General features: G+C 52.1%; 16 protein-coding genes and 1 pseudogene. All 17 read right to left on the bottom strand.

Features of this window, described 5'->3' with window-relative positions; genetic code table 11:
- Positions 1-166: 166 nt before the first annotated feature.
- Positions 167-511, bottom strand: coding sequence for a DUF1648 domain-containing protein (locus FD19_RS00605; RefSeq protein ID WP_156321789.1), 345 nt, complete (start codon positions 509-511; stop codon positions 167-169).
- A 76-nt stretch (positions 512-587) separates the two neighbouring features.
- Positions 588-1946, bottom strand: coding sequence for a 23S rRNA (uracil(1939)-C(5))-methyltransferase RlmD (gene rlmD, locus FD19_RS00600; protein ID WP_056968883.1), 1359 nt, complete (start codon positions 1944-1946; stop codon positions 588-590).
- A gap of 164 nt (positions 1947-2110) precedes the next feature.
- Positions 2111-3151 carry a diacylglycerol kinase gene (locus tag FD19_RS00595; RefSeq protein WP_056968882.1) on the bottom strand — a complete coding sequence of 347 codons (1041 nt, stop codon included), beginning with the start codon at positions 3149-3151 and terminating at the stop codon, positions 2111-2113.
- Positions 3152-3212: 61 nt separating this feature from the next.
- A complete protein-coding gene (gatB, locus tag FD19_RS00590; protein WP_054749222.1) occupies positions 3213-4643 on the bottom strand; it encodes an Asp-tRNA(Asn)/Glu-tRNA(Gln) amidotransferase subunit GatB in 1431 nt (476 codons plus the stop codon).
- Positions 4643-6100, bottom strand: coding sequence for an Asp-tRNA(Asn)/Glu-tRNA(Gln) amidotransferase subunit GatA (gene gatA / locus FD19_RS00585; RefSeq protein ID WP_054749221.1), 1458 nt, complete (start codon positions 6098-6100; stop codon positions 4643-4645). Before gatA ends, gatB begins: the two co-directional genes overlap by 1 nt.
- A 3-nt stretch (positions 6101-6103) precedes the next feature.
- Positions 6104-6400: an Asp-tRNA(Asn)/Glu-tRNA(Gln) amidotransferase subunit GatC gene (gene gatC, locus FD19_RS00580; protein WP_054749220.1), complete on the bottom strand. Its 297-nt coding sequence runs from the start codon at positions 6398-6400 to the stop codon at positions 6104-6106.
- Positions 6401-6749: 349 nt separating this feature from the next.
- Positions 6750-7904 carry a CamS family sex pheromone protein gene (locus tag FD19_RS00575; RefSeq protein WP_056968881.1) on the bottom strand — a complete coding sequence of 385 codons (1155 nt, stop codon included), beginning with the start codon at positions 7902-7904 and terminating at the stop codon, positions 6750-6752.
- Between the two features lie 19 nt (positions 7905-7923).
- Positions 7924-9954, bottom strand: a complete 2031-nt coding sequence (gene ligA / locus FD19_RS00570) for an NAD-dependent DNA ligase LigA (protein ID WP_056968880.1) — start codon at positions 9952-9954, stop codon at positions 7924-7926.
- 56 nt (positions 9955-10010) lie between these two features.
- Positions 10011-12314: a DNA helicase PcrA gene (gene pcrA / locus FD19_RS00565; protein WP_056968879.1), complete on the bottom strand. Its 2304-nt coding sequence runs from the start codon at positions 12312-12314 to the stop codon at positions 10011-10013.
- A 242-nt stretch (positions 12315-12556) separates the two neighbouring features.
- Positions 12557-13855 (bottom strand): adenylosuccinate lyase, encoded by a 1299-nt coding sequence (gene purB, locus FD19_RS00560; RefSeq protein WP_054749219.1) that lies wholly within the window; start codon positions 13853-13855, stop codon positions 12557-12559.
- Positions 13856-13987: 132 nt separating this feature from the next.
- Positions 13988-15112, bottom strand: a complete 1125-nt coding sequence (locus FD19_RS00555) for an ATP-grasp domain-containing protein (RefSeq protein WP_056968878.1) — start codon at positions 15110-15112, stop codon at positions 13988-13990.
- Between the two features lie 85 nt (positions 15113-15197).
- Positions 15198-16489, bottom strand: a pseudogene (locus tag FD19_RS00550) (nucleobase:cation symporter-2 family protein).
- Positions 16490-16514: 25 nt separating this feature from the next.
- Entirely contained in the window at positions 16515-17102 is a 588-nt protein-coding gene (locus FD19_RS00545) for a xanthine phosphoribosyltransferase (protein ID WP_056968877.1), read from the bottom strand.
- A 190-nt stretch (positions 17103-17292) separates the two neighbouring features.
- Positions 17293-17958: a glycoside hydrolase family 73 protein gene (locus FD19_RS00540; protein ID WP_056968876.1), complete on the bottom strand. Its 666-nt coding sequence runs from the start codon at positions 17956-17958 to the stop codon at positions 17293-17295.
- Between the two features lie 194 nt (positions 17959-18152).
- On the bottom strand, positions 18153-20909 hold the full coding sequence (locus FD19_RS00535) for a YfhO family protein (protein ID WP_056968875.1): 2757 nt from the start codon (positions 20907-20909) through the stop codon (positions 18153-18155).
- 284 nt (positions 20910-21193) lie between these two features.
- A complete protein-coding gene (locus FD19_RS00530) occupies positions 21194-21394 on the bottom strand; it encodes a cold-shock protein (RefSeq protein ID WP_054749213.1) in 201 nt (66 codons plus the stop codon).
- A gap of 175 nt (positions 21395-21569) precedes the next feature.
- Positions 21570-22550 (bottom strand): aromatic acid exporter family protein, encoded by a 981-nt coding sequence (locus FD19_RS00525; protein WP_054749212.1) that lies wholly within the window; start codon positions 22548-22550, stop codon positions 21570-21572.
- Positions 22551-22612: the final 62 nt, after the last annotated feature.

Below are 22612 nucleotides of genomic sequence, written 5' to 3'. Positions count from 1 at the left end.
CTAGTCCGCCGAGGTCGCGGGGGCTGGCCAACTTATTCCTTGATAATTCTAACATACGCCGGCACGGTACGTGTGTGTCGACGGTGCGCGGGGCTGGTGTGGCACCACCAAGCAAAAGGCCCTCCCACGATTGGAAGGACCTAATACATATTCGTTGTCACCACGGTTAGAAAAAGTGTAACCCTGCCTGCATCGGCATGAACACTAACCCCAGTACCAGAAGCACGAGGGCGCCGACGACATACCGCCACTCATTGACCAGCACCAGCGGAATCTGGTCAGTGCCGTCATGCCGGCGAACACGCCGCGCGTACCACAAACTAATTTCGTTGTAGACGATCAACACCATGGGAATCAATAGCAGCATCCACTTGGACCCCGTCGCATCGACGTTGCCCAAACCATTCCAATGCGTGACCACTGGACCGGTGGCAATAATCATCAATATCACTGCCACCACAACTAGCAAAGCATCAATGCCCCGCAAAATCCACGCTAACCGCTTCATCATGGCACCCCCAGAACGTAACCACTACAACGCTTTCAACACCGTCATAATACCGCGGGCTTGTGCAAAAGACAACATACTAGTTGCGCGTCAGCACCGTCACGCTTTCCACATGCGTCGTCTGCGGGAACATGTCCACCGGCTGCGTTTCCTCAGCGTGGTAGCCAAAGTCCTGAAGGCGAGCAATGTCACGCGCCAACGTTGCTGGGTTACAGGACACGTACACGACCTTCGCCGGCAACATTACCCCCACGGCGTCAATGAATTCGCTGGCTAGGCCTTTGCGCGGTGGATCGACCATCAATACGTCGGCGTCCAGGCCGTGCTCACGCCAGGTCTGCATCACGTCTTCGGCTTTGCCTAGCTCAAAGGTGACGTTATCAATACCGTTAATTTGCGCGTTGACACGGGCATCCGCAACCGCGGCCGGAACCACTTCGACACCGTACACGTGCTTGGCGTGACGCGCCATCGTCAAACTGATCGTCCCGATTCCGGAATATGCGTCAATAACGGTTTCTTTGCCCGTCAGGCCGGCTGCATCGACCGCCAACCGGTACAGGTTTTCCGTCTGCCGCGGGTTGACCTGGTAAAAACTCGTCGCGGAAATCCGGAACGTACTTCCCAGCAACTCATCTTCCAGATAATCGTTGCCGTACAGTGTCCGGGAGCGCCGCCCCAAAATCACGTTGGTCGCGTCCGGGTTGACGTTCAGCACGATGCTGGACACTTCGGGCAATGCCGCACGAATACCCGCCACAATCTCATCAGCGTGGGGCAAGTCCCGCGTCCGCGTAATCAAAACGACCATTGTCTGGTGGGTGTAGTAACCCCGCCGAACCATGACGTGGCGGATCACACCGGTATTATGCGCTTCATCGTAGGCCGGCACGTGATACTGCCGCAACAAGTCCCGCACCACCAACACCGTATGATCGATGGCGGGATCTTGAATATAATAATCTTCGATGGGAATCAACGTGTGACTGCGCCGCCGATAAAAACCGGTTTCTAGCTGACCATTGATTTCACGCACAGGAATCTGGGCCTTATTGCGGTAGCCGGTCTGTAACGGTGCGGCCAAAGTGGGCAACACCTTGATGTCTAAGTGCGACTTTTTGAATAATTGCTCAATTTGGTTGTGCTTAAACTTCAACTGCGCCGGGTAGGCCAGGTGCTGTAGCGGAGCGATGCCCGTCTGCGCATACACGCGGTTGGACACCGCCACACGGTCAGGCGATTCCTGGAAAAACTGCTTCACAAAGGCAAAGCCATAGTTCTTATTGGCCTTGGTAACGTGGATGAGGACTTCCTCCCCCGGTAACGCGTTGTCCACGAACAATGGGTAGCCGTCAACTTTGGCGACCCCCATGCCTTCATAAGACAAATCACTCACGGTGACCCGGACTTCTTGATTCTTCTTAACGGGCGTTTGCATTCTTTTACCTCTTTCTACGGGTACTTACGTCTACTCCCCACTTGGGAGCAAACCACAATGACTAAAGGGCCGCGACACAACGTCACGACCCTTTAGTTGGTAGCAACTTGCCACCAGTTTACGCTGATTGCCAGTACAAGTCTAACTGACTGGCCGCCAAAACGCTAATCTGCATCTTTGTGATCATGATCACCGATCTGACCGTCACCATTCAGGTCCTGTTCGGAAATCCTTTCAACTTCGTTCATCAAGTCTTCCTGAGACAGCTGGTTCTGCGGAGCAATGTTGGCATCCGGGATATCATCCACGTTGGCGAACATTTCAATGTGCCGACTCAGATTGACAAACGTCATCGGTGTATCACCACCGTACTCACCGTCCAGGTTGATCTTGAGCGGCTCCCCATCCGTACGCGTGGCCTCAATCCGGGAAGTCTTCGCGTAAATGATGTTGTCATCATCAACGTGCTTACCCCCGTTAAAGACCATGGCAATCAGCTTGAGGATTTCGCCCAGGTTGGCCGTCTTCACCACGATCATGGTGAACAAGCCATCACCCAGTTCAGCGTCCGGCACGATCTGCTCAAACCCGCCAATGGAGTTGGTCAGACCAATTAAAAACATGGAAGCCTGCCCATCATACTCACCATCGTCGTACTTAATGTGCATGGGCACGTTCTTCATCGCCGGCAACATCTTGGCCCCCTTGATGAGGTACGCGAGGTAGCCAAAGATGGACTTGAACTCACTCGGCACGCCGTAGGTCAGCTCGGTCAGCGAACCCCCACCAGCGATGTTCATGAAGTACTTATCGTTGGCCTTACCAATATCCATGCGCAGTGTCTGACCGGCGGCAATGACTTTGGCCGCCGCGACCGGGTCTTCACGCGGGATGTGCAGTGCACGGGCATAGTCGTTGGTGGTGCCGGCGGGAATGATGCCCATCCGCGGGCGGTGCTTGCATGGGGCGATCCCGTTAACCACTTCGTTAATGGTGCCATCGCCACCAGCCGCGACAATGAGGTCAAAGTGTGCCTTGCTGACACGTGCGGCTTCATCACGGGCTGACATTGGTGCGGGCGTGGTGCGAAACGCGGACGCTTCGTACCCCGCGCCTTCCAGTACGTTCAAAATATCGGCAACGTACTTGCCCATGCCCTCACTGCCACTGGTGGGGTTATAAATTAATCGTGCACGCGGCTGCATGACCACTCCTCCTCAACAAACACTCTTAGTACTGCACCACATTAATGACGCGCACCATACATTAACGTTGCTTAATTTCTTGCATCAAAATCTGGTTGACCACTTTCGGGTTGGCCTTACCACGAGTCTGCTTCATGATCTGACCGATCAGGTAGCCAATGGCCCGGTCCTTCCCGTTCTTGAAGTCCTCAATACTCTGTTCATTAGCGTCCAGAATATCCGTAATGATTGGCGTGAGGACTGCGGGGTCGGATTCTTGCACCATACCTTTGGCCTTGACCCAGGCCTCGGGATCAGTGTCGTTCTTGATGATCTCCGCAATGACCTTCTTGGCAATCTTGCTCGAGATGGTCCCATCGCTGATCAACTTGATCATGGCCGCAAGGTGTTCTGGTGTCAATGCAATGTCCTGCAGTTCCACCTGCTGGTCATTCAGGTAAGCCGACACATCGCCCATCAGGTAGTTGGACGCCTGCTTCGGGTCAGCACCCAAAGCCACGACCTGGTCAAAGTAGTCGGACATTTCCTTTGTGTTAGTCAGGACGCCCGCATCGTACTCAGGCAAGCCCAGTTCATGCACGTACCGTTGCCGGCGTGCAGTAGGTGCTTCGGGTAATTTAGCAGCCACTTCGTCGACCCATTCCTGTGACACAACGACTGGTGGTAGGTCGGGTTCAGGGAAGTAGCGGTAATCATCCGCTCCTTCTTTGACCCGCATCAGGATGGTCGACTTGGTTGGTTCATCCCAGCGGCGGGTTTCCGGCCGAATCGTTTTACCAGCCATCAGCAGGCCAATCTGCCGCTTTTGCTCAAAGGCCAGGGCACTGCGTACGTAATTGAAACTGTTAACGTTCTTAATTTCGGTCTTGGTCCCGTATTCCTTTTGTCCAATCGGCCGTACGGACAAGTTGGAGTCCGCCCGCATAGACCCTTCTTCCATTTTCACGTCCGAAGCCCCGGTAAACTGCACAATTTGGCGTAACGTTTCCAGGTACTGGTAGGCCTCTTCCGGCGACTTGATGTCTGGCTTGGACACAATTTCAATCAGTGGTGTCCCCTGCCGGTTCAAATCGACGTAGGAATAACCGTCGCCGGCGTGGGTGTTTTTCCCCGCGTCTTCTTCGACGTGCAACTCTTCAATCCCAATTTTCTTGGTGTGACCATCGACTTCAATCTCAACGTAACCGTTGGTCGCCAGTGGTGTTTCGGATTGAGTGATTTGGTATGCTTTGGGGTTATCGGCGTAGAAGTAGTTCTTCCGGTCAAAGTGGGTAAAGCGGGTAATGTCAGCATGGAGCGCTAACGCCACCATGATGCCCAGTGAGTATGCCCCGCGGTTCGCGGATGGCAAGACCCCGGGGTAGCCCCAGTCGATCACGTTAGTGGCCGTGTTTGGTTCGGCACCGTACGTTACCGGTGCTGGTGAGTACATCTTGCTCTTAGTCTTCAGTTCAATGTGGACCTCGAGCCCAATGGTGGTTTCAAAGTTCATTAGTTCTGCCCCCCTGGTGTCTGGTCCTTGTAATCATTCGCGTCTTCAAAGGCAGCGGCAGCCTGGTAAATCGTCGCTTCATCAAAGGCCTTACCAATCAACTGCAAGCCCACCGGCATACCGTCAACAAAGCCGGCGTTGACGGACGCAGCTGGTAGCCCCGCCAAGTTAACGGGAATGGTCAGAATGTCGTTCATGTACATCGTCAACGGATCCGTGACCTTGGCCCCAATACCAAAGGCAGTCGTCGGCGTCGTTGGACCCATGACCAGATCGTATTCCTTAAAGACATTTTCAAAGTCGCGACTGATCAGCGTCCGTACCTGCGCGGCCTTCTTGAAGTATGCGTCATAGAATCCGGCACTCAAACTGAAGGTACCCAGCATGATCCGCCGCTTAACTTCGTCGCCAAACCCTTCAGAGCGTGAACGTACGTACACGGAGTCGAGGGACTGTACGTCTTTGGCCCGGAAACCGTAGCGGATGCCATCAAAGCGCTGCAAGTTGGAACTAGCTTCAGAACTAGCGATGATGTAGTACGTCGGTACGGCGTACTGCGTGTGCGGCAGGCTGACCGTCTCCACGGTCGCACCCATCGCGCGGAACTGGTCGGCAGCGGCCTCAATTTGCGCGCGCACACCAGCATCGACCCCTTTGCCCAAGTATTCCTTTGGCAAAGCAATCTTCATGCCCTGAACGGACTGGCCGATCTTGGCACCCAAGTCCTCTTGCGGCCGTGGGACCGTCGTCGTGTCGTGCTCGTCAGCGCCGATAATGGCGTTCATCACGTGCGCAGAATCGCGGACGTTACGGGTCAACGTCCCAATGGCATCCAAACTGGACCCAAAGGCAATCAAACCCCAACGCGAAACACGACCATATGTCGGCTTAAACCCCACGACCCCATTAAAGGCCGCTGGCTGCCGAATCGAGCCACCGGTATCGGAACCCAAAGCCACCAGCACTTCGCCGGCCGCGACAGCCGCCGCGGAACCACCAGATGAACCACCTGGCACCTTGGTGTGATCCCAGGCGTTCTTAGTGATCTTCATGGCCGAGTTTTCGGTGGAAGAACCCATGGCAAATTCGTCCATGTTGGTCTTACCCACCACGATCATGCCAGCTTGCTGGAGCCGCTCAATCACAGTTGCGTCATAAATTGGCACAAAGTTAGCCAGCATTTTTGACGCCGCGGTAGTGGTGAGATCCTTAGTTACAATGTTGTCCTTAATGGCTACCGGAATTCCTGCCAGCGTAGCGTCGGCGTCGATCCCCTGGTCATCCTGGTTAGCGGCACTAGCCGTCGCTGCCTCTTGGTTCAACGCCAAGAAGGCCTGTACCTCACCATCTTTGGCCGCAATGGCCTTGAAGGTGTCGGCGGTCAGGTCAGCACTAGTGATTTTGCCGGCGACCAAGTCAGCGTGTAACTGGTCGATATTGGTTTTGTAGTAATCCACGGACTAGTCCTCCTCCTTGTCGATGATGGCGGGCACTTGAATTAGTCCGTCCTTCTCCGTTGGTACGTTGCGCATTAATTCATCGCGTGGGGTCACCATCGTAGCTTCATCGGCCCGCAACACGTTTTCCAGTACCACGTTTTGCGTCGTGACCGGCACACCCTCAGTATCAACTTCGCTGAGCTGGTCAACCATGTTCAAAATTTCGTCCAGTTGGCCGGTAAAGTGTTGCAGTTCCTCATCCGTGAACTGTAATTTGGCCAGCTCGGCTACGTGGGCTACAGATTCCTTAGTAATCATGCACCTATTACCTACTTCCCAATTAATATCGTTACTTACTTCATATTACTAACTAGCTAATTCTACCACAGCGCACGGGTTGCTGCCGACCGCTCAGCTTTGTGTGCCGAGTGACGTCATCCACGGTGCGTGGGCTTGGTGTGGCTCCGGTAACTGGGGCGTGGCCCATGGTCGAAACTACGAGCCTCACGCTCCAGCCCGTACCGGGCTGCCTGCGCAGTCAACTACACCCGGAACGATAACCGCTACCCGGGCGAAGGTCCACCCGGGCAACGGTCATCGTGGCGCGGTTTACAAAGTGGTGGTGATTCAGCACATTGACCACCAACTAGAGGCTACATTTGCACACTTAGTAGCTGCTGAAGACGTGGGTATAGAAGGATTTGGAACCCGACTTGCGTTCCGCGAAGGCTTCCATCTGCTGAACCGACTTGATGTTGATTTGAATTTCCGCATCGGACGGCAGGTACTTGCTGGCCGCCGTAACCACGTACTGGGTGAAGCTGTTGATTTCTGTCTGCCCATAGAACTGGGTCGTTACGTCAATGTTCAGTCCTTGCAACTGCCCATTTTCGTAATGTGCTTGAGCCGTGACCCCCGCGAGCTTCGGGAAGAATGACTTGATCTTGCTTTCAAAGGTATTGAAGTCGCTCGATACCGTCGAGTTAATTGGCGTCTTGTTGTTGACCACCGGTAACGTCTCGTTCTTCTCGTTGACCGAATTCCAACTGGCAATGGAGTTACCCGACTTGCTGACCGCGTAGGCCACAAAGGTGCCGCCGACCAACGCATCCTGGGTGTTGCCCTTATAAATGGCAATCAGGATGGGGGTATCATTACCCACTTTACTCTTCGCACGCAACCGGGCCACTACCTTAGAAGCCATCGCTTTACCCTTAGCCGTCAAAGTTGGTGTCGAAATAGTCGTCGAATACTGTGAACCATAACTTTCCTTGGTGTAGTAATCCACCGAGTTCATCCCCAAAGCAATTGAGACCCCGCCCAGCTTCAGCTTACTGCCACTTTGCAACATGTAATCCTGTTCCAGAATGGTTTGCAGATACATCGGATTCCGGTCATTCTCACCCGTCTTACCATTATCAACCGGGTTCAAACCCAGCTTATTCTTTTTACTGTAACGACCCAGCCAGTTTTCCAACGTACTAGTACTGAGCAACTGACCCTCTTCAAAGAGGTACTTGGTCGTGGAAAACTGCTTTTTGGACAGGTCCACCAACCCGTTTTCCATGCTCCGTACATTGTAGGTGTTGTCATTCTGCGTGTTTTCGGTCAACTGTAAGCCGCGGGACTTGGATACCTTGTATTTTCCGCCCTCAATGACACTCTGGTACGTGTCATCGCTAGCAGTACCCGTAGTGGTGTAACTCGCCGTCTTGGTGGAACCCGTCGAACTACTACCGCTGCTATCAAAGTTCAAGTTACCACAAGCCGCGAGCATTAACGCTGCCACCGCGGCACCGACTACCGTTACTAACTTTTTCATCGTTACCTCAATTCTCATTTCAGTTTTCATCTAGGGACTGCATTAGTTCTGCTTCATCCATCACCCGTACGCCCAGGTTCTGGGCCTTGGTGAGCTTACTACCGGCATCAGTACCCGCGACCAGCAGGTCCGTTTTGCCGGATACCGAACCAGTCACCTTGGCACCTAGCCCCTGGAGTCGCTTAGTCAGCTCCGGACGCGAAAACGCCGCAAACTTCCCGGTGATTACCACCGTCTGGCCGCTCACAAAGCTATCCGCCGCCGGTTCTGGTGCCGCCGTCGTGTACTGCAAGTTAACACCCGCAGCTGCTAGCTTAGCGAATAACGCCGCCGATTCCGGCCGCGCACAGTACTGCACCACCGCATCCGCAATGATGGGACCGACCCCCGGCACGGCGGCAATGGTCTCAGCATCAGCGGCCATGATGGCATCAACGTCGCCAAACGCCGCCGCAATCAAACTCGCCGCTTTGCCGCCCACATGCCGAATACCCAAGCCGGTCAGTAAGCGCTCAACTGAATTATGCCGGCTATTATCAATGGCCTGCAAGAGGTTCGCAATTGATTTTTCCTTAAACTTATCCAGTTGGCCCAAGTCATCAGCCGTCAGCGTGTACAAGTCCGCCACGTCGTGAACCAACCCACGCTCGAGTAACTGCGCGATGATCTTGGGCCCCAACCCGTCGATATTCATCGCACCCCGGCTGGCAAAGTGAGTCAAGCGGGCCTGCATCTGGGCCGGGCACGCTGGGTTGATACACCGCAACGCGACCTCATCCTCAATGTGCACCAGTTCAGCTCCGCAAGAGGGGCACTGGGTGGGTACCACGTACGGGTGACTGTCAGCTGGCCGCCGCTGTAGATCCACGCGCGACACCTCGGGAATGATGTCACCGGCTTTATGCAGGTACACCGTGTCGCCCACGCGAATATCCTTGGCCGCAATAAAATCAGGGTTGTGCAACGTGGCGCGTCCCACCTGGGTACCCGCCAGCGGCACGGTGTCCATCACCGCCGTCGGGGTCACCACTCCGGTACGGCCCACGGTCCACTCAATATCCCGCACAATGGTGGCTGCTTCTTCAGGCGGAAACTTATACGCAATTTCCCAACGCGGCACCTTCACGGTGTTCCCCAACTCTTGTTGCAGTGCCAGGTCGTTAACTTTGAGCACAATTCCATCGATGCCATAACTAAGGCTATCGCGTTGTGCCGTGTACCGATCAATGTAATCGGCCAGGGTGCTAACGTCGTGATGCACTTCCGAACTAGGGTTGGTCGCAAAGCCGAGGTCCGCCATAAACTGAATGGCCTCGTTCTGCCGCGCGACTCCGAACTGGTCGGCGTCCATCAACGTGTACATAAACGTCGCGAGTTGCCGCCGCTGAGTAACTCGCGGATCCAGCTGCCGCAACGAACCAGCCGCAGCGTTCCGGGGATTAGCAAAGCCGTCCAGGCCCTGCGCCTCCCGGTCCGCATTGAGTTGAGCAAACGCTGCTTTGGGCATGTAGCACTCCCCACGCACCTCAAGGCTCAGTGGCCGCGGCAACTCCTGCGGAATATCCGCGATTTGCCGGGCGTTGGCAGTCACGTCCTCGCCAATGCGCCCATTTCCGCGCGTCGATGCCTGGGTGAGGTGCCCATCAGTATACACCAGTGAGAGCGACAGACCGTCGATCTTCAATTCCACGTTGTAATCAAAATCAGTGGTTGTGGTTTTACGCAACCGCGCGTCAAAGTCGGCCAACTCGTCTAGCGAAAAGACGTCGCCCATTGACAACATGGGAACTGGGTGTGGCACCTTGGTAAAATCTGGTGACACCACATCCCCCACCTGCTGGGTCGGCGAATCCGGCACCACCAACGCAGGGAAACGCCCCTCGATGGCCAACAGACGCTGGTACTGCTGGTCGTATTCGGCGTCGGTTACACTAGGCGCGTCCTCCGTGTAGTATTCTCGCCGCCACTGGTTGAGTTGGGTGCGTAATGCCGCCGCCTCCGTCGTTGCTGCAGCTAACGTTAACGAACTGACCTCAGGTTTCGTTGCCATATCGGGGTCCTCCTTACGTACTATGTAGTGATGGCCCTACGACCACCAGTTAATTGTTACTTCACAACCTTTTTAATGGGAGCAAAGGCGGCTAGGAGTCGCTTCACACCCTGATCAGGAAAGGCGATGTCGAGCTCCTGATCTTCACCCGTGCCTTCAACCTTCACCACGGTGCCCTCACCCCACTTACGGTGGGTCACCTTATCGCCGGCGGCCCAGCTGACGGTGCCAGCACCGGTAGTAGGCGCCCCCGCGACCACTTTGGCGTGATCACTGTGCTGGTGAGAACCATAGGCGGTACTTTGAGCCCGCGCGTTACGTTCCCGTGCCCAGGGTTGGTTGCTACTAGTGCTACCGGTACGACCATAATCCCGCCGATCGATAAACGGAATGTCGCTGGTCGGTGCCGCCGCATTGGCCACGTCCAACAAATCACCATCGATCTCGTCAATGAACCGACTGGCTGGATTGTTTTGGTGCTGGCCGTGGAACATCCGCGAATAGGCGTTGGTCAAAAACAGCTTCTTCTTGGCGCGGGTAATCCCCACGTACGCCAGACGACGCTCTTCTTCAAGCTCACTTTCGTCAGCTGCAGCCCGGGATAACGGGAATAACCCCTCTTCCATACCGATGAGGAAGACCACGGGGAATTCCAACCCCTTTGCGGCGTGCAGGGTCATCAGCGTGACCTCTTGCGCCTCTTCCTCAACGTCGTCCTGATCTGACACCAAGGCTAATTCGGCTAGGAAGTCGACAAAGATATCACTGTCCTCATCCTCGGGCTCATAATGGGCATCAAAATTCTGGGTCACAGTCAACAGTTCCTGCAAGTTGTCGATCCGTGCATCCGCCTCGATGCTGTGCTCATTACGCAAGGCATCCAGGTAGCCAGAGTCTTCCAGAACGGCTTCCATTAAATCACTAATGGTGCCATCCGCCCGCTTTTTGCTGAGCTTACTAATCATGTCGGCAAACTCAGCAAACTGCTTCCGCGGCCGTGTCGGAATGGGCGATAACTCGACGTTTTGTGCAGCTTCCAGCAACGACCACCCGTGTTCATTGGCAAAGGCTGTCAATTTAGCAATGCTACCCGGACCAATACCCCGCTTCGGGGAGTTTACGACCCGTTCAAAGCTGAGGTTGTCGTCACCATTAACCACCAAACTAAAGTAGCCGAGCGCATCCCGAATTTCCTTACGGTCATAGAACTTGTGCCCGCCAACAATTTTGTACGGAATGGAGCTTTTAAGGAAAGCCTCTTCGACGGAACGCGACTGAGCGTTAGTCCGATACAAAATGGCAAAGTCGCCATACTTGTAGTGACCATCACGCACCAACTTTTCAATCTGGCGGATGATGAAGTACGCCTCATCCCGTTCACTTTGAGCCCGGTAATAGGTGATTTTGTCGCCGGTCCCGTTTTCAGTCCACAGGTGCTTGACTTGCCGGTTCGCGTTGTTGGCAATCACCGAGTTGGCTGCGTCCAGGATGTTTTGCGTGCTCCGGTAATTTTGTTCCAATAGAATCACTTGGGCGGTCGGGTAATCCTTCTTGAAGTCCAAAATGTTCTGCATGTTGGCCCCACGCCAGCCATAGATACTTTGGTCAGCATCACCAACCACGCACAGGTTGTGATAACCGTCCGCCAGTAGCCGCACTAATTGGTACTGGGCTTCGTTAGTATCTTGATATTCGTCCACGTGCACGTAGTGAAACTTGCGTTGGTAGAAGGCCAGCGTGTCGGCGTCCTGCCGGAAGAGGAGAATGGTCTGCATGATCAAGTCATCAAAGTCGAGGGCGGAATCACCCCGTAACCGGTGTTGGTACTCCTTGTACACGTCGGCCGTGATCTTCTCAAACGGGCTGGCTGCCTGATCGGCATAATCCTTCGGCGTCAACAGTTCGTTCTTCGCACTGCTGATCGCACCAAGAACCGCTTTGGGATCAAACTGCTTGGTATCGATGTTCTGGTCACGCATCACGTGCTTGATCAGTGTCAACTGTTCGGATGAATCGGCAATTGTAAAGGCGCGGTTGTAGCCCAACTTTTCAATGTCACGCCGTAAAATCCGCACGCACAGGGCGTGAAAGGTGGAGACCCACACATCGCGGGCCAACTCCGGATCCAGCAACTTACCGACCCGTTCGCGCATTTCCCGCGCGGCTTTGTTGGTAAAGGTAATGGCGAGAATGTTCCACGGGTTAACGTTTTGTTCCTCAATGAGGTAGGCAATGCGGTGCGTCAATACCCGCGTCTTACCGGAACCGGCGCCGGCCATGATGAGCACGGGGCCCTCAGTGGTCAGTACGGCCTCACTTTGTTTATCGTTCATACCTTTGAGAATCGTCTGTGTTGCCATTAATGAAGTGCCCCCGTGTTCTATTTGCGTCTACAATCAGTTACTAATTCTACCAAAAAACCGGTGCCGACAAAAGGCGGGCTGGACGCTGTCAGTGATGGTAGCAACTTGGTGCGATTCGACCCGATTTACATTCGCGATGCGGCTTCAGAAGATGACGACCCTCCAGCCCTGTTCGGCGGGAAACAAACAGCACCAGCGATGCTCGTAACGGAGCATCGCTGGTGCTGATAATGAGCTGTTTATTGCAAACCTAACCGCTCAAAGATCGTGTCGACGTACTTGAGGTGATAGTGGTAATCAAAGGCATCCGCAATCTGCGCTGGGGTCAACGTTTTACTGATGACGGGGTCGGCTTCCACCAAACTGCGGAAATCACGCCCCTCGTCCCACGCCTGGGCGGTCAGTGGCTGCACGCGGTCGTACGCTGCTTCACGACTCAAGCCACCCACATCAATTAGTTGTAGCAACAACCGCTGACTGTATATCAGCCCGTGGGTCGCGTTCATGTTCTTGAGCATCCGGTCTGGGAACACGTCCAGTTGGTCAATAATACCCGTAAAGCGGTGCAGGATGTAGTCCAACAGCCCCGTGGCGTCCGGCAACATGATGCGTTCCGCCGAACTGTGACTGATATCCCGCTCATGCCACAAGTTGACGTCTTCCAGTGCCGGCGTGGCATATCCACGAATAATGCGCGCCAATCCCGACACGTTTTCGGAACCAATCGGGTTGCGTTTGTGCGGCATCGCCGAACTACCTTTTTGGCCGGGCCGGAAGTGTTCTTCCACTTCGTGCACCTCGCTACGCTGCAAGTGCCGCACCTCGGTCGCAAACCGCTCGATCGACGTCGCAATCAACCCCAACGTCTGAATGTAGTGGGCGTGTAAGTCACGCGGCAACACCTGCGTCGCGATATCCTGCGCCCGAATGCCCAGGTGGTCCGTAACGTACTTTTCCACGGACGGCGGCGTGTTGGCAAAGGTACCGACGGCCCCGCTAATCTTACCCGCCTCCACGTCTTGGGCCGCATCCTCAAAGCGTTGCTGGTCACGTCGCAACTCCGCGTACCAGTTAGCGAGCACCAAGCCAAACGTTGTCGGCTCTGCGTGGACACCGTGCGTCCGGCCCATCATGACCGTGTCCTTGAACTCTAGGGCCCGACGCTTGACCACTGCCACCAGGTCCGCAAGATCTTGGCGCAAAATAGCATCAGCCTGCTTGAATAAGTAGCCCTGCGCCGTGTCGACGACATCCGTACTCGTCAAGCCGTAATGCACCCACTTTTTCTCGTCACCGAGTGTCTCGGACACCGCCCGCGTGAACGCCACCACGTCGTGCCGCGTTTCAACCTCCAGACGCGCGACCTCATCCGCGTCCACACTGGCATGAGCGCGCACCGCGGCTGCATCAGCTGTGGGAACCACCCCAATCTGCGCGTGGGCTTCTACCGCCAGAATTTCGACCTCCAGCCAGGCAGCGTACTTGTTCTGCTCGGACCAAACCTGTGCCATGGCGTTGCGACTGTAGCGATCAATCATACGTTCCGTACCTCCTCGTATTAACCCCAAAGTAAACGACCGAACTACTAATGCTTGGTGCCAATCATCAAATTGATATTTGGACTAACCCTGACCGCCATAGTGCAGATAAAGCAGCCGCCACGGCCACCGTTAATCCGCGTTCAAGTCCAGTGCCAGATCCCCGGTCGCGTTGAGTTGCTCAATGACTTTGGTGGGTGCGCCCAACACGGTCAGTTCACCAAATACGGGACTGCCCTCCGGAAAGAAGCGCCAGTGCCAGTCCGGCTTGATTTGAATCTGGACGCTCACTGCGCCCAATTGCTCCGGCCGCAACGGCTTCATCACCGCACCGTCCATCACCCGCACTTCCGCTACGGGCCAACCACAAACAGCACGCATGTGGAGCGTGTACTGCGACGACGTGGTCGCGGAGGTGTATACATCTGCACTTTGATGGGGCCCCGGGGACAGACGTTTAACGTACAGCGTACCTTCACTGGTCAAGAAAAATTCGACCGTGAACAACCCGACCTGTGTAATTTGCTCCCCGACTTTGCGCGTAATGCGCTCCATCTCCTCGGCCACAGCACTGTCTACCTGGGCCGGCAAAATGGTGTACTGCAGCTCATGGTGGGCCACCTTGTTTTCAACCGCGGGGAGTACCTGCATACCATCGGCGGTGCGAATTGCGGTAATGGCAAATTCACGCGGATGGTCTAGCCAAGCTTCCACAATGTACGGACGCTTTTCCAGCAGACCCTTAGCACGCCAAATGTCGGCATCGTTAGTCAGGGCGAGCTGCTGGTCCTGCCCGATGCCTTTTTGAATCGGCTTCAGGATGCTCGGGAACCCGACCGCGTTGACGGCCTTGTCGATGTCATCCGCCGTAACCACCTGTGCGTACGGCAGCACGTTCATGTTCAAGTCCTCCAGAAAGACTTTTTCCAGATAACGATCCTGCGCCATGGCCAGAAAGTCGGTACCGCCGGGAATTTTCTCAGCGGGTACCAAGTCATCGAGCGTGGTCGCATCCGCCACGGACTCGTCAATGTATGTAATCACCGCCGACAGGTCACGTAACTGTTCCAACGCGTCGACGTCCGTGCTACGCCCTACCAGTGGGAATTCGGCCTCCGTTAACGCCACGTCACCATTCGTGCGCGCCAGGACCGCTGCATGCATACCCAAATCGTGGGCTGCCCGTACCAACTGCAAAGCCGCTGCACCACCGCCGATGATACCAACGGTTGCGCCCGGTTCGATAAAATTACTCATGACCAACACTCCTATCCGTCTACAACCGGCTACCAACGCACACTGGCGTCAACTAACCGCCGATTACCCTTGTTATTGTAGCAGACTAGGCGTGGCGATGACCCAGACCGAACAGCCAATTTAGTAAAACTGCAGAAACGCTGGCCATCAAAATCCCGGATGACGCAAACATCTGCACCGTCTTGGGCAGCCACTGCACAATACCTGGCTGCACGGTCACGCCCAGCCCCAGGCCAATGGATATAGCGGCCACGAGTAAGTTGTGATCATCATGGAAGTCGACTGTACCGAGCATCCGGATGCCCTGTACGGCCACCATACCAAACATCACAACCATGGCCCCGCCTAAAACGGCTGACGGAATGATTGTAGCCAGCGCCCCCACTTTTGGCAGTAAGCCAAGCAGCACGAGGAAAAAGGCCGAATAAATCACCGGTTTGCGACTCTTAATACCTGATAATTGCACCAACCCCACGTTTTGGCTAAACGTGGTGTACGGGAACGTGTTAAACACACCCCCGAGCATGACTGCCAACCCCTCGGCGCGGTAGCCGCGCTTTAAGTCATCACTTTTGATCTCACGTCCCACAATGTCCCCCAGGGCAAAGAAAACACCGGTACTTTCCACCATTGATACCATCGAAATCAGGATCATGGTCACGATGGACGACCACTCAAAGTGGGGCACGCCAAAGTAAAACGGTGTGGGCACGTGAAACCAGCTGGCCGCAGCTACTGGTGCCAGGCTGACCATCCCCAAGGCGCCGGCCAACAGGGTGCCGGCTACTAAACCAATCAGAATGGCGATCGAGCGGATAAAACCTTTGCCCCACGCGTTGATCACGAGGATTACCACCAGGGTGAAACCTCCAACCAGTAGATTTTGCAAGTCACCATAACTCTTGCCGTAGTCGTCCCACCACCCAAGTTTTGAAAGGCCACGGGGATCAGCGACAACCCGATTACCGTGATTACGGTACCCGTGACTAACGGTGGAAACAGGCGCCTGATTTTGGCGAAGAAGCCCGCAATCAGGAACACAAACAACCCGGCAACAATGATGGCCCCGTACATCGTCTGAAAATCAAACTTTTGACCAATCAAAATTAACGGCGCCACCGCCTGCACGGCACACCCGAGGATGACGGGTAGCCCAATCCCAAAGAACCGGTTGGCAAAAATTTGGAGTGCTGTCGCCACCCCACACATAAAAATGTCAATCGAAACTAGATAAGTCATCTGTGCGGAGGAAAAGTGCAGCGACGCGCCAATCAAAATAGGCACTAGAATCGAGCCGGAATACATTGCCAAGAGGTGCTGGATGCCCAGCACAGCAGCTTCGGGTTCCGTCAAATGTTGCGTAGAGCTTTGTGCCATGATAACCTCCTCGATTTACTCGTGACTATTCAGCGTCCTGCTCGTCCGCAAAGACAACTTGACCGTCCGCAAACGCCGCAATCCGCGCAAGCGAAACCACGCGTACCCCTTGCTCATCAAGCATCTGCCGTCCCTTTTGGAATGTCTTTTCGATAACAATGCCGGCACCCACCAACGTGGCTCCGGCATCCGCAATAATCTCAGTCAGGCCCTTGACCGCCTGCCCGTTGGCGAGAAAGTCATCAATGATCAACACCCGGTCGTCGGCACTGAGAAACTTGTGGGCAATGGCGATGGTATTACTAGTCTGCTTGGTGAACGAAAAAACGTTCGCGGTATACAGATCATCCTTCAACGTCAACGACTTGTGCTTACGGGCAAAGACCATCGGTACGTGAAATTCCATCGCGGTCGCCAGGGCTGGCGCAATCCCCGAACTTTCCACCGTCAAAATTTTAGTAATATTGGCATCGTGAAATTGACGATAAAACTCCGCACCCATCGCTTGCATTAAATCGGGATCCACCTGGTGGTTCAAAAAGTTATCCACCTTCAACACGTCGGTCCCAATCACCGTCCCATCGCGACGGATACGATCCTCAAGTAATTTCACCGTTTAATTCCTCCCATTAATGACAAAGTGCTTCAAGATGATGATAACTTTAACACAAAAGCAGTTCCTACACAACCGAATAAAATAATGCTACATGAATAAATCATTCGGGTTTAGCTCGTTTAGCTCGAGGCCACAGCACTAGCATCAGCATGATACAACAAAGCGGCCGCCCTGACCGGGCCGCCGCTTACCGACTGCTGCTAGACGTATTTTGCTGATCGTAACGGTAGAGCCGGTACTGTTGAATTATCTTGATTAATTTACGGGCATAGGTGGGATCCGTCGCGTAACCACTGCTCTGCAATGCCCGGGCAGCGTCTTGGTACGTAGCCGCGTGAATCACGCCCTGATACTGCTGGGCATTCCAGCTCGTGCCGTTTTGCAGTAGCTCAGCGTGCTCCCGCATCGACGCGTAGTCGCTACTGTAGGTGCGAAACTTCGCGGTCACCGTGACCCACTGCCCGTGACGATATTCCTGCGTCGACAATTCCTTGCCAACTTGTTGCGCGTCAGCTTTGACCCCGAAAAGATTGTGGTACTGGCTGGCGAGCTTACTCGTCCCCCAGTCACTTTCCAACACCGCCTGCCCTAACGTAATACTGGCCCGGACACCATAGTTGATTTGTAGCGTTTGGGCGTAACCTGCAAGGTGATTGATAAACTGCTGGTGCTGGCGGTTGGTTGTAGCTACCCGCGCGGCATTATTACCCGCTTGTTGAAATGCCCGTACTCCAATCACCGTCACTCCCACTACGATAATTGCCAACGTGGAGATCAGCCCTGTCGGGAGTGGGTGGCGCCGCCACCAGCGCGACCAGCGGCGCCGCAGTTTGGATTTACGTTTTCTCGCCATGCAGACACCCCCAGTAAGTCAGTGTAGTGTAATTAATAGGCTGAATTGAAATTTATATAGTCAAATGCTCATAACCAACGAATACTAAACCACCAAGGTAAAAATCTGCAGCAGAGTATAAATTTTCCAGCGTCAACATAGTTGGTATTTGCAACTCTATCCCACCCAACTTCACATTAACCAACAAACACCTACTATTTTTTCTTCTGTCTGCCCTTATAGCCAAATGCTTCAATAGCAAAAGCCACCAATCCTAAAAGTGTGACTAGCATACCTGTTCTTAATCCCGGAGTATCGTAATAAAGGATGATCTTGCCTTCCTTATTAGGGATACCAATAAAGCCATAATTTACTCGAGGCAATATCTTATCACTACCCTTTAAATGCCAACCAGTGCTATATGGAATAGTACTAGACAAAACGGCCGTTTTTTTGACACTGTCTGGGGAAGTAAACGAAATTTTATCTGGGGAAATCTTCATACTCTTTGCGGCATCATCCTGAGAAATTGCCAAATCAGTCTGTTTAATCGAGGGTGTTACCCACACAGTTAACTTAAAACTGATATAGCCAGTAGGAGGCAGTGTTAAAGTCAGGGTTGAATTATTCCGTTGTACTTCACCAAGATTAATTGTTGTTGCAGATTCCGGGTTAAAGAACGATAAATCGTACCTCCCTGACTGGTTAAAGTAGTTTTTGTAACCACCATAATTGAAATTGATGCTATAAAGTCCTCCGTTACTATTACTTAATAAATTATTTTTAAGCCAATTCATCTTGAATAGTCGCGTATTTCTACGATTACCCATGGCACCATTGGCGTTATATTGGTTTACAGCATTTGAATAACGTTGCCTGAAGGAATATGGAACATACACTATGTTTTGTAATGAAACATGTAGCTCTCTGCCCTGCATTGACTTTTCCAAACATAAATTGATACTTTTCGCACCATTGTTCAAATTTTGTGCTCGATGAACCGTGATGCTTTGATGCACAACGCTTCCTCTCTTGATTGGCACGATTTGGCTTGCAAAATCAGCACTGGCTTCTTGCCTAACTTTTATCGCACCATTTACCACTTGAGTGCCAATAATGGCTCCTTCCTTACTAGATGGGCTCAGCCTAGAAAATTTTCTTGCTGAACACCGTTCTTTCTGGGCAAATACCAGTGGAAGCACATTGCTGGTTGAATAATCAATTTGTCCATTAACTAATCGTCCAGTTGCTTTATACCCCAGTGGGGCACCTGATCCAGGACGAACATAAACATGCTTGACGCCAAGATATTTTAGTAGAATTGATCGGTTATCCAAATTGGAAATTGCAATATTAGGATTAGCCGCTTTATTTTGTAAAGCCTTGCTGAATTTAAACAAGTCATTATTTTGAAGCGACCAATAACTTTCAATATTATGTTTTCCACCAATAGAGGGTAAATTCCCATACCTAGCAACGCCTTTGAATGCCCCCAATTCATCGTTTCCAACCAAGATACGCCCATGCGTATAATAATTATTCTGCTCACTCACAATTTTCCGCAGAGCGCTATAACTAATAAGTTCTGATTTTTCACTATCCCATTGATTAGTATGTGTTCCTCGCATAATGACTGCTGCATTAATAAGGGTCATGAAAATCATAAACAGTGGCACAATCAGCGTATTACCATAACTTCCCATTTTTTTTAAAGGTACACTCAAAAATACCAATTCAGCAAAAAAAGTAAACACAACAAACGCAGCACTAAAACCAACATTAAATCCTGAGATTGCAAACAGACTAAAAGCCGATAAAATACCAACCACAAACATGATCAGAATATCTTTATTGGAAAGGGAAACACAATTTGTAACCATCCTCGCAGCAGATAAGGCAATGGGAAAAAGGAGCATGAACACCCAACGATTGCTGGGTGAGCTACCGCCATTAATAAATGCCGCTACTACCGGAAACATCACAGCTAAAACTGCAAGTAAAAATATTACATTGGTGGTTTTAAACTGCTTCCACCGTCTTAGCGACCATACACATCCCATAACACCAAAACCAATAACTCCACCAACGACCCAGAATTCCATATTAAAGTTGCTAATGAGTGTTCCCGGCAAGCTAACATAATAGCTTAAAGGATACACACTTAGCCCGTTGGCTAATTGATGGCCAGTTCTAGCGGAACCCATCACTTGTATTAGCGATGGCAGCAGTATTACTGCGCTGATCATGGCTCCAGTAATCACTGACAATATTACGGATAATATTGATTTTACGCGAACTAATTCGCGGTGTGTAGCCAATAGGGAAATCCAAAAAACAAAAGTTCCTATACCGAGAAGCTCACCAAAATAAAAGTTATTCACTAACGCCCACGCCACAACTAACGTTAAACCAATTCTATTACGTTTATTAGCAGACGTACTGACTTTATAAACGTTTAAAACTAGTAGTGGCAATATAATTAGCGCCGTACTGAAAAAGGGATGAGTATACAAAACCCTGGAGGTATATCCAGAAAATGTGTACACTAAAGCCCCAATTAATAATCCTATTTGAGAAAGCTTTGAAATACGTTTGGCTGCAAAAATAAACGATATACCTATTAGATAAACACGAAATATCGCGGCTACGGTGTAATAATAGCCCAGTAATGAGGCTGGAAAAATCAACGATGGATAAAAGAAAATATCACCAATTACGTAATAAGACAAAACACCGATTGTGTCCTGACCCAGGCCAAAATGCCAATCAAATTTCGGAATGTAAGAATGATGCAATAATAAATTTATAACTTCATTGTGCCAATAAATTAGCGCTGGAAAATGTTGACCTATTCCATCATTGTTTTCAACAAGGCTAACACCACCCACAAACAGAAATCCCATGGTAACCAGCGTGACGATGAGAAACATCACGCTATACCAAAAATATGTACTCTTAAAAGTCCTCTTCAAGAATATTCCCTCCACGCAACATTTACCATTTGCATACGATTCACCGATACAAAGGACAAGTATATATTCTGGGCGGGTAACTGTTCAAGTGAAGCCACAGTATGCACGCCTGAAATGCTATTACACAATAGTTCATAATATATACGTGAAAAATCAGCTGTATCGATTATTTGGCAAACACAACTACTAATTAGTATCCTAGTGAAAAACTAGTTTGACTAATTCGGCGAATTTGGGGCACAAAAAAAGCCGCCCGGCGAACCGGACGACTTTTTAACAATGAACTAGTCCTTGTTGACGTTAACCGCCTGAGGACCACGATCGCTGTTTTCAACTTCGAAAGTTACGGCTTGGCCTTCTTCAAGGGTTTTGTAGCCGTCGCCCTGGATAGCGGAAAAGTGAACGAATACGTCACTGCCGTCCTGACGAGTAATAAAACCGTAACCTTTTTCAGCGTTGAACCACTTTACAGTACCATTTTCCATTAGAAAAATCCTCCTTGCACCTAACTAGTGCGTTTTAAAATAATGTGTGCATTTCTTGTTTGGTGCAAAAGGAGATATTCTAACGAACAATCGAACCCTTGACCATTCAAAAAGTACATTGTTATAGTAACACGGCCTCGACCCACTTGCAAGCTTTTGAAATCCTTTTCTTGGTTTATTTCTGGGCGTTGACGACCAATGCGAACTGCCGCTTTGTATTCAGTAATTCACCCAAGCTCCGGGTAAACAACAGCGTCTCGTTGCGAATCAGCAACGCATTTTTATCTTTGGTCAACGAATTCTGTAACAAATTACGCTTAATCTTTTTAACCGCAGTCATTAATGTGGCTGACGGTGACTCTTCACCAAGCAACTTGGCTGCAGCTGCCACGACTCCACGTAACGCGTCCCGTTCCTCCAGCTGGCCGCCACCCTCATCCAAACATTTCTGCATGGTGCGAAGCTGTTCGTATTGATGATTGCGCATCTCAAAGTAGGCCCGGTAGTAGTCGTTCTCTGCCAAGATCTGGTTGTCGTAATGTTGAAACGTCCAGCGGCGTCCGTGATCAATGGCTTCTTTAACCTGCGCCAACTGCAACCACACCCGGTCAGCCGCTGCTTGGTTATCAGCCTGGTTATTACCGGTCAGCTCCTCAGCCATGCTTTGCAACGTCGTCGTCATCATGCTGGTGACCGCCGTTTGGTGCGTCTGAATTTTGTCATCGACGTTGGGCATGAATAAATTGAGAAAGATGCCCACCGCCGAACTGATCACCACAATAACGAACAGGCCCAATAGCTGATTGCGGTTCACCACCCCGTTGGTCAACATGACGGTGACGATAATGGCGCCCTCAACGATACCCTCAGTCATGCGTAAACCCACCATGACGGGAAAGAAACACAGTAAGGTTAGTCCGTATGCCCACGCGTTAAAGCCCACTAGTAAAAAGAAAACGGCACCCAGCGCGCCGGCAATCACCGCGGCGATACCACGGTGCAACGCCAACCGTACGCTTGCCCGTGTCGTCCCGCGAACGGCTAACACCGTCAATAAACCGGCTACCCACCAGTTGGCAATGCCCAGCATTTCCACAATCATCATCGCTACCACGGCACCAACAGCTGTTTTCACGGTGCGTAACCCAATGCGCATGAATGATCGTACTCCTTTCCCAGTAAATTCATACCACCATGTTCAGACGGATACTGCACGCC

The organism is Lacticaseibacillus thailandensis DSM 22698 = JCM 13996 (assembly GCF_001436135.1).
Taxonomy (GTDB): domain Bacteria; phylum Bacillota; class Bacilli; order Lactobacillales; family Lactobacillaceae; genus Lacticaseibacillus; species Lacticaseibacillus thailandensis.
Note: the sequence above shows the minus strand (reverse complement) of the source record. Positions and strands in the feature narration are given on the sequence as shown.

Excerpts from the sequence above, each read along its gene's own strand:
- FD19_RS00575 (WP_056968881.1), bottom strand. The coding sequence starts at position 7,904 with ATGAAAAAGTTAGTAACGGTAGTCGGTGCCGCGGTGGCAGCGTTAATG.
- FD19_RS00595 (WP_056968882.1), bottom strand. The coding sequence starts at position 3,151 with ATGCAGCCGCGTGCACGATTAATTTATAACCCCACCAGTGGCAGTGAG.
- rlmD (WP_056968883.1), bottom strand. The coding sequence starts at position 1,946 with ATGCAAACGCCCGTTAAGAAGAATCAAGAAGTCCGGGTCACCGTGAGT.
- gatC (WP_054749220.1), bottom strand. The coding sequence starts at position 6,400 with ATGATTACTAAGGAATCTGTAGCCCACGTAGCCGAGCTGGCCAAATTA.
- FD19_RS00555 (WP_056968878.1), bottom strand. The coding sequence starts at position 15,112 with ATGAGTAATTTTATCGAACCGGGCGCAACCGTTGGTATCATCGGCGGT.
- FD19_RS00540 (WP_056968876.1), bottom strand. The coding sequence starts at position 17,958 with ATGGCGAGAAAACGTAAATCCAAACTGCGGCGCCGCTGGTCGCGCTGG.
- pcrA (WP_056968879.1), bottom strand. The coding sequence starts at position 12,314 with ATGGCAACACAGACGATTCTCAAAGGTATGAACGATAAACAAAGTGAG.
- FD19_RS00605 (WP_156321789.1), bottom strand. The coding sequence starts at position 511 with ATGATGAAGCGGTTAGCGTGGATTTTGCGGGGCATTGATGCTTTGCTA.
- purB (WP_054749219.1), bottom strand. The coding sequence starts at position 13,855 with ATGATTGATCGCTACAGTCGCAACGCCATGGCACAGGTTTGGTCCGAG.
- FD19_RS00530 (WP_054749213.1), bottom strand. The coding sequence starts at position 21,394 with ATGGAAAATGGTACTGTAAAGTGGTTCAACGCTGAAAAAGGTTACGGT.
- ligA (WP_056968880.1), bottom strand. The coding sequence starts at position 9,954 with ATGGCAACGAAACCTGAGGTCAGTTCGTTAACGTTAGCTGCAGCAACG.
- gatB (WP_054749222.1), bottom strand. The coding sequence starts at position 4,643 with ATGAACTTTGAAACCACCATTGGGCTCGAGGTCCACATTGAACTGAAG.
- FD19_RS00525 (WP_054749212.1), bottom strand. The coding sequence starts at position 22,550 with ATGCGCATTGGGTTACGCACCGTGAAAACAGCTGTTGGTGCCGTGGTA.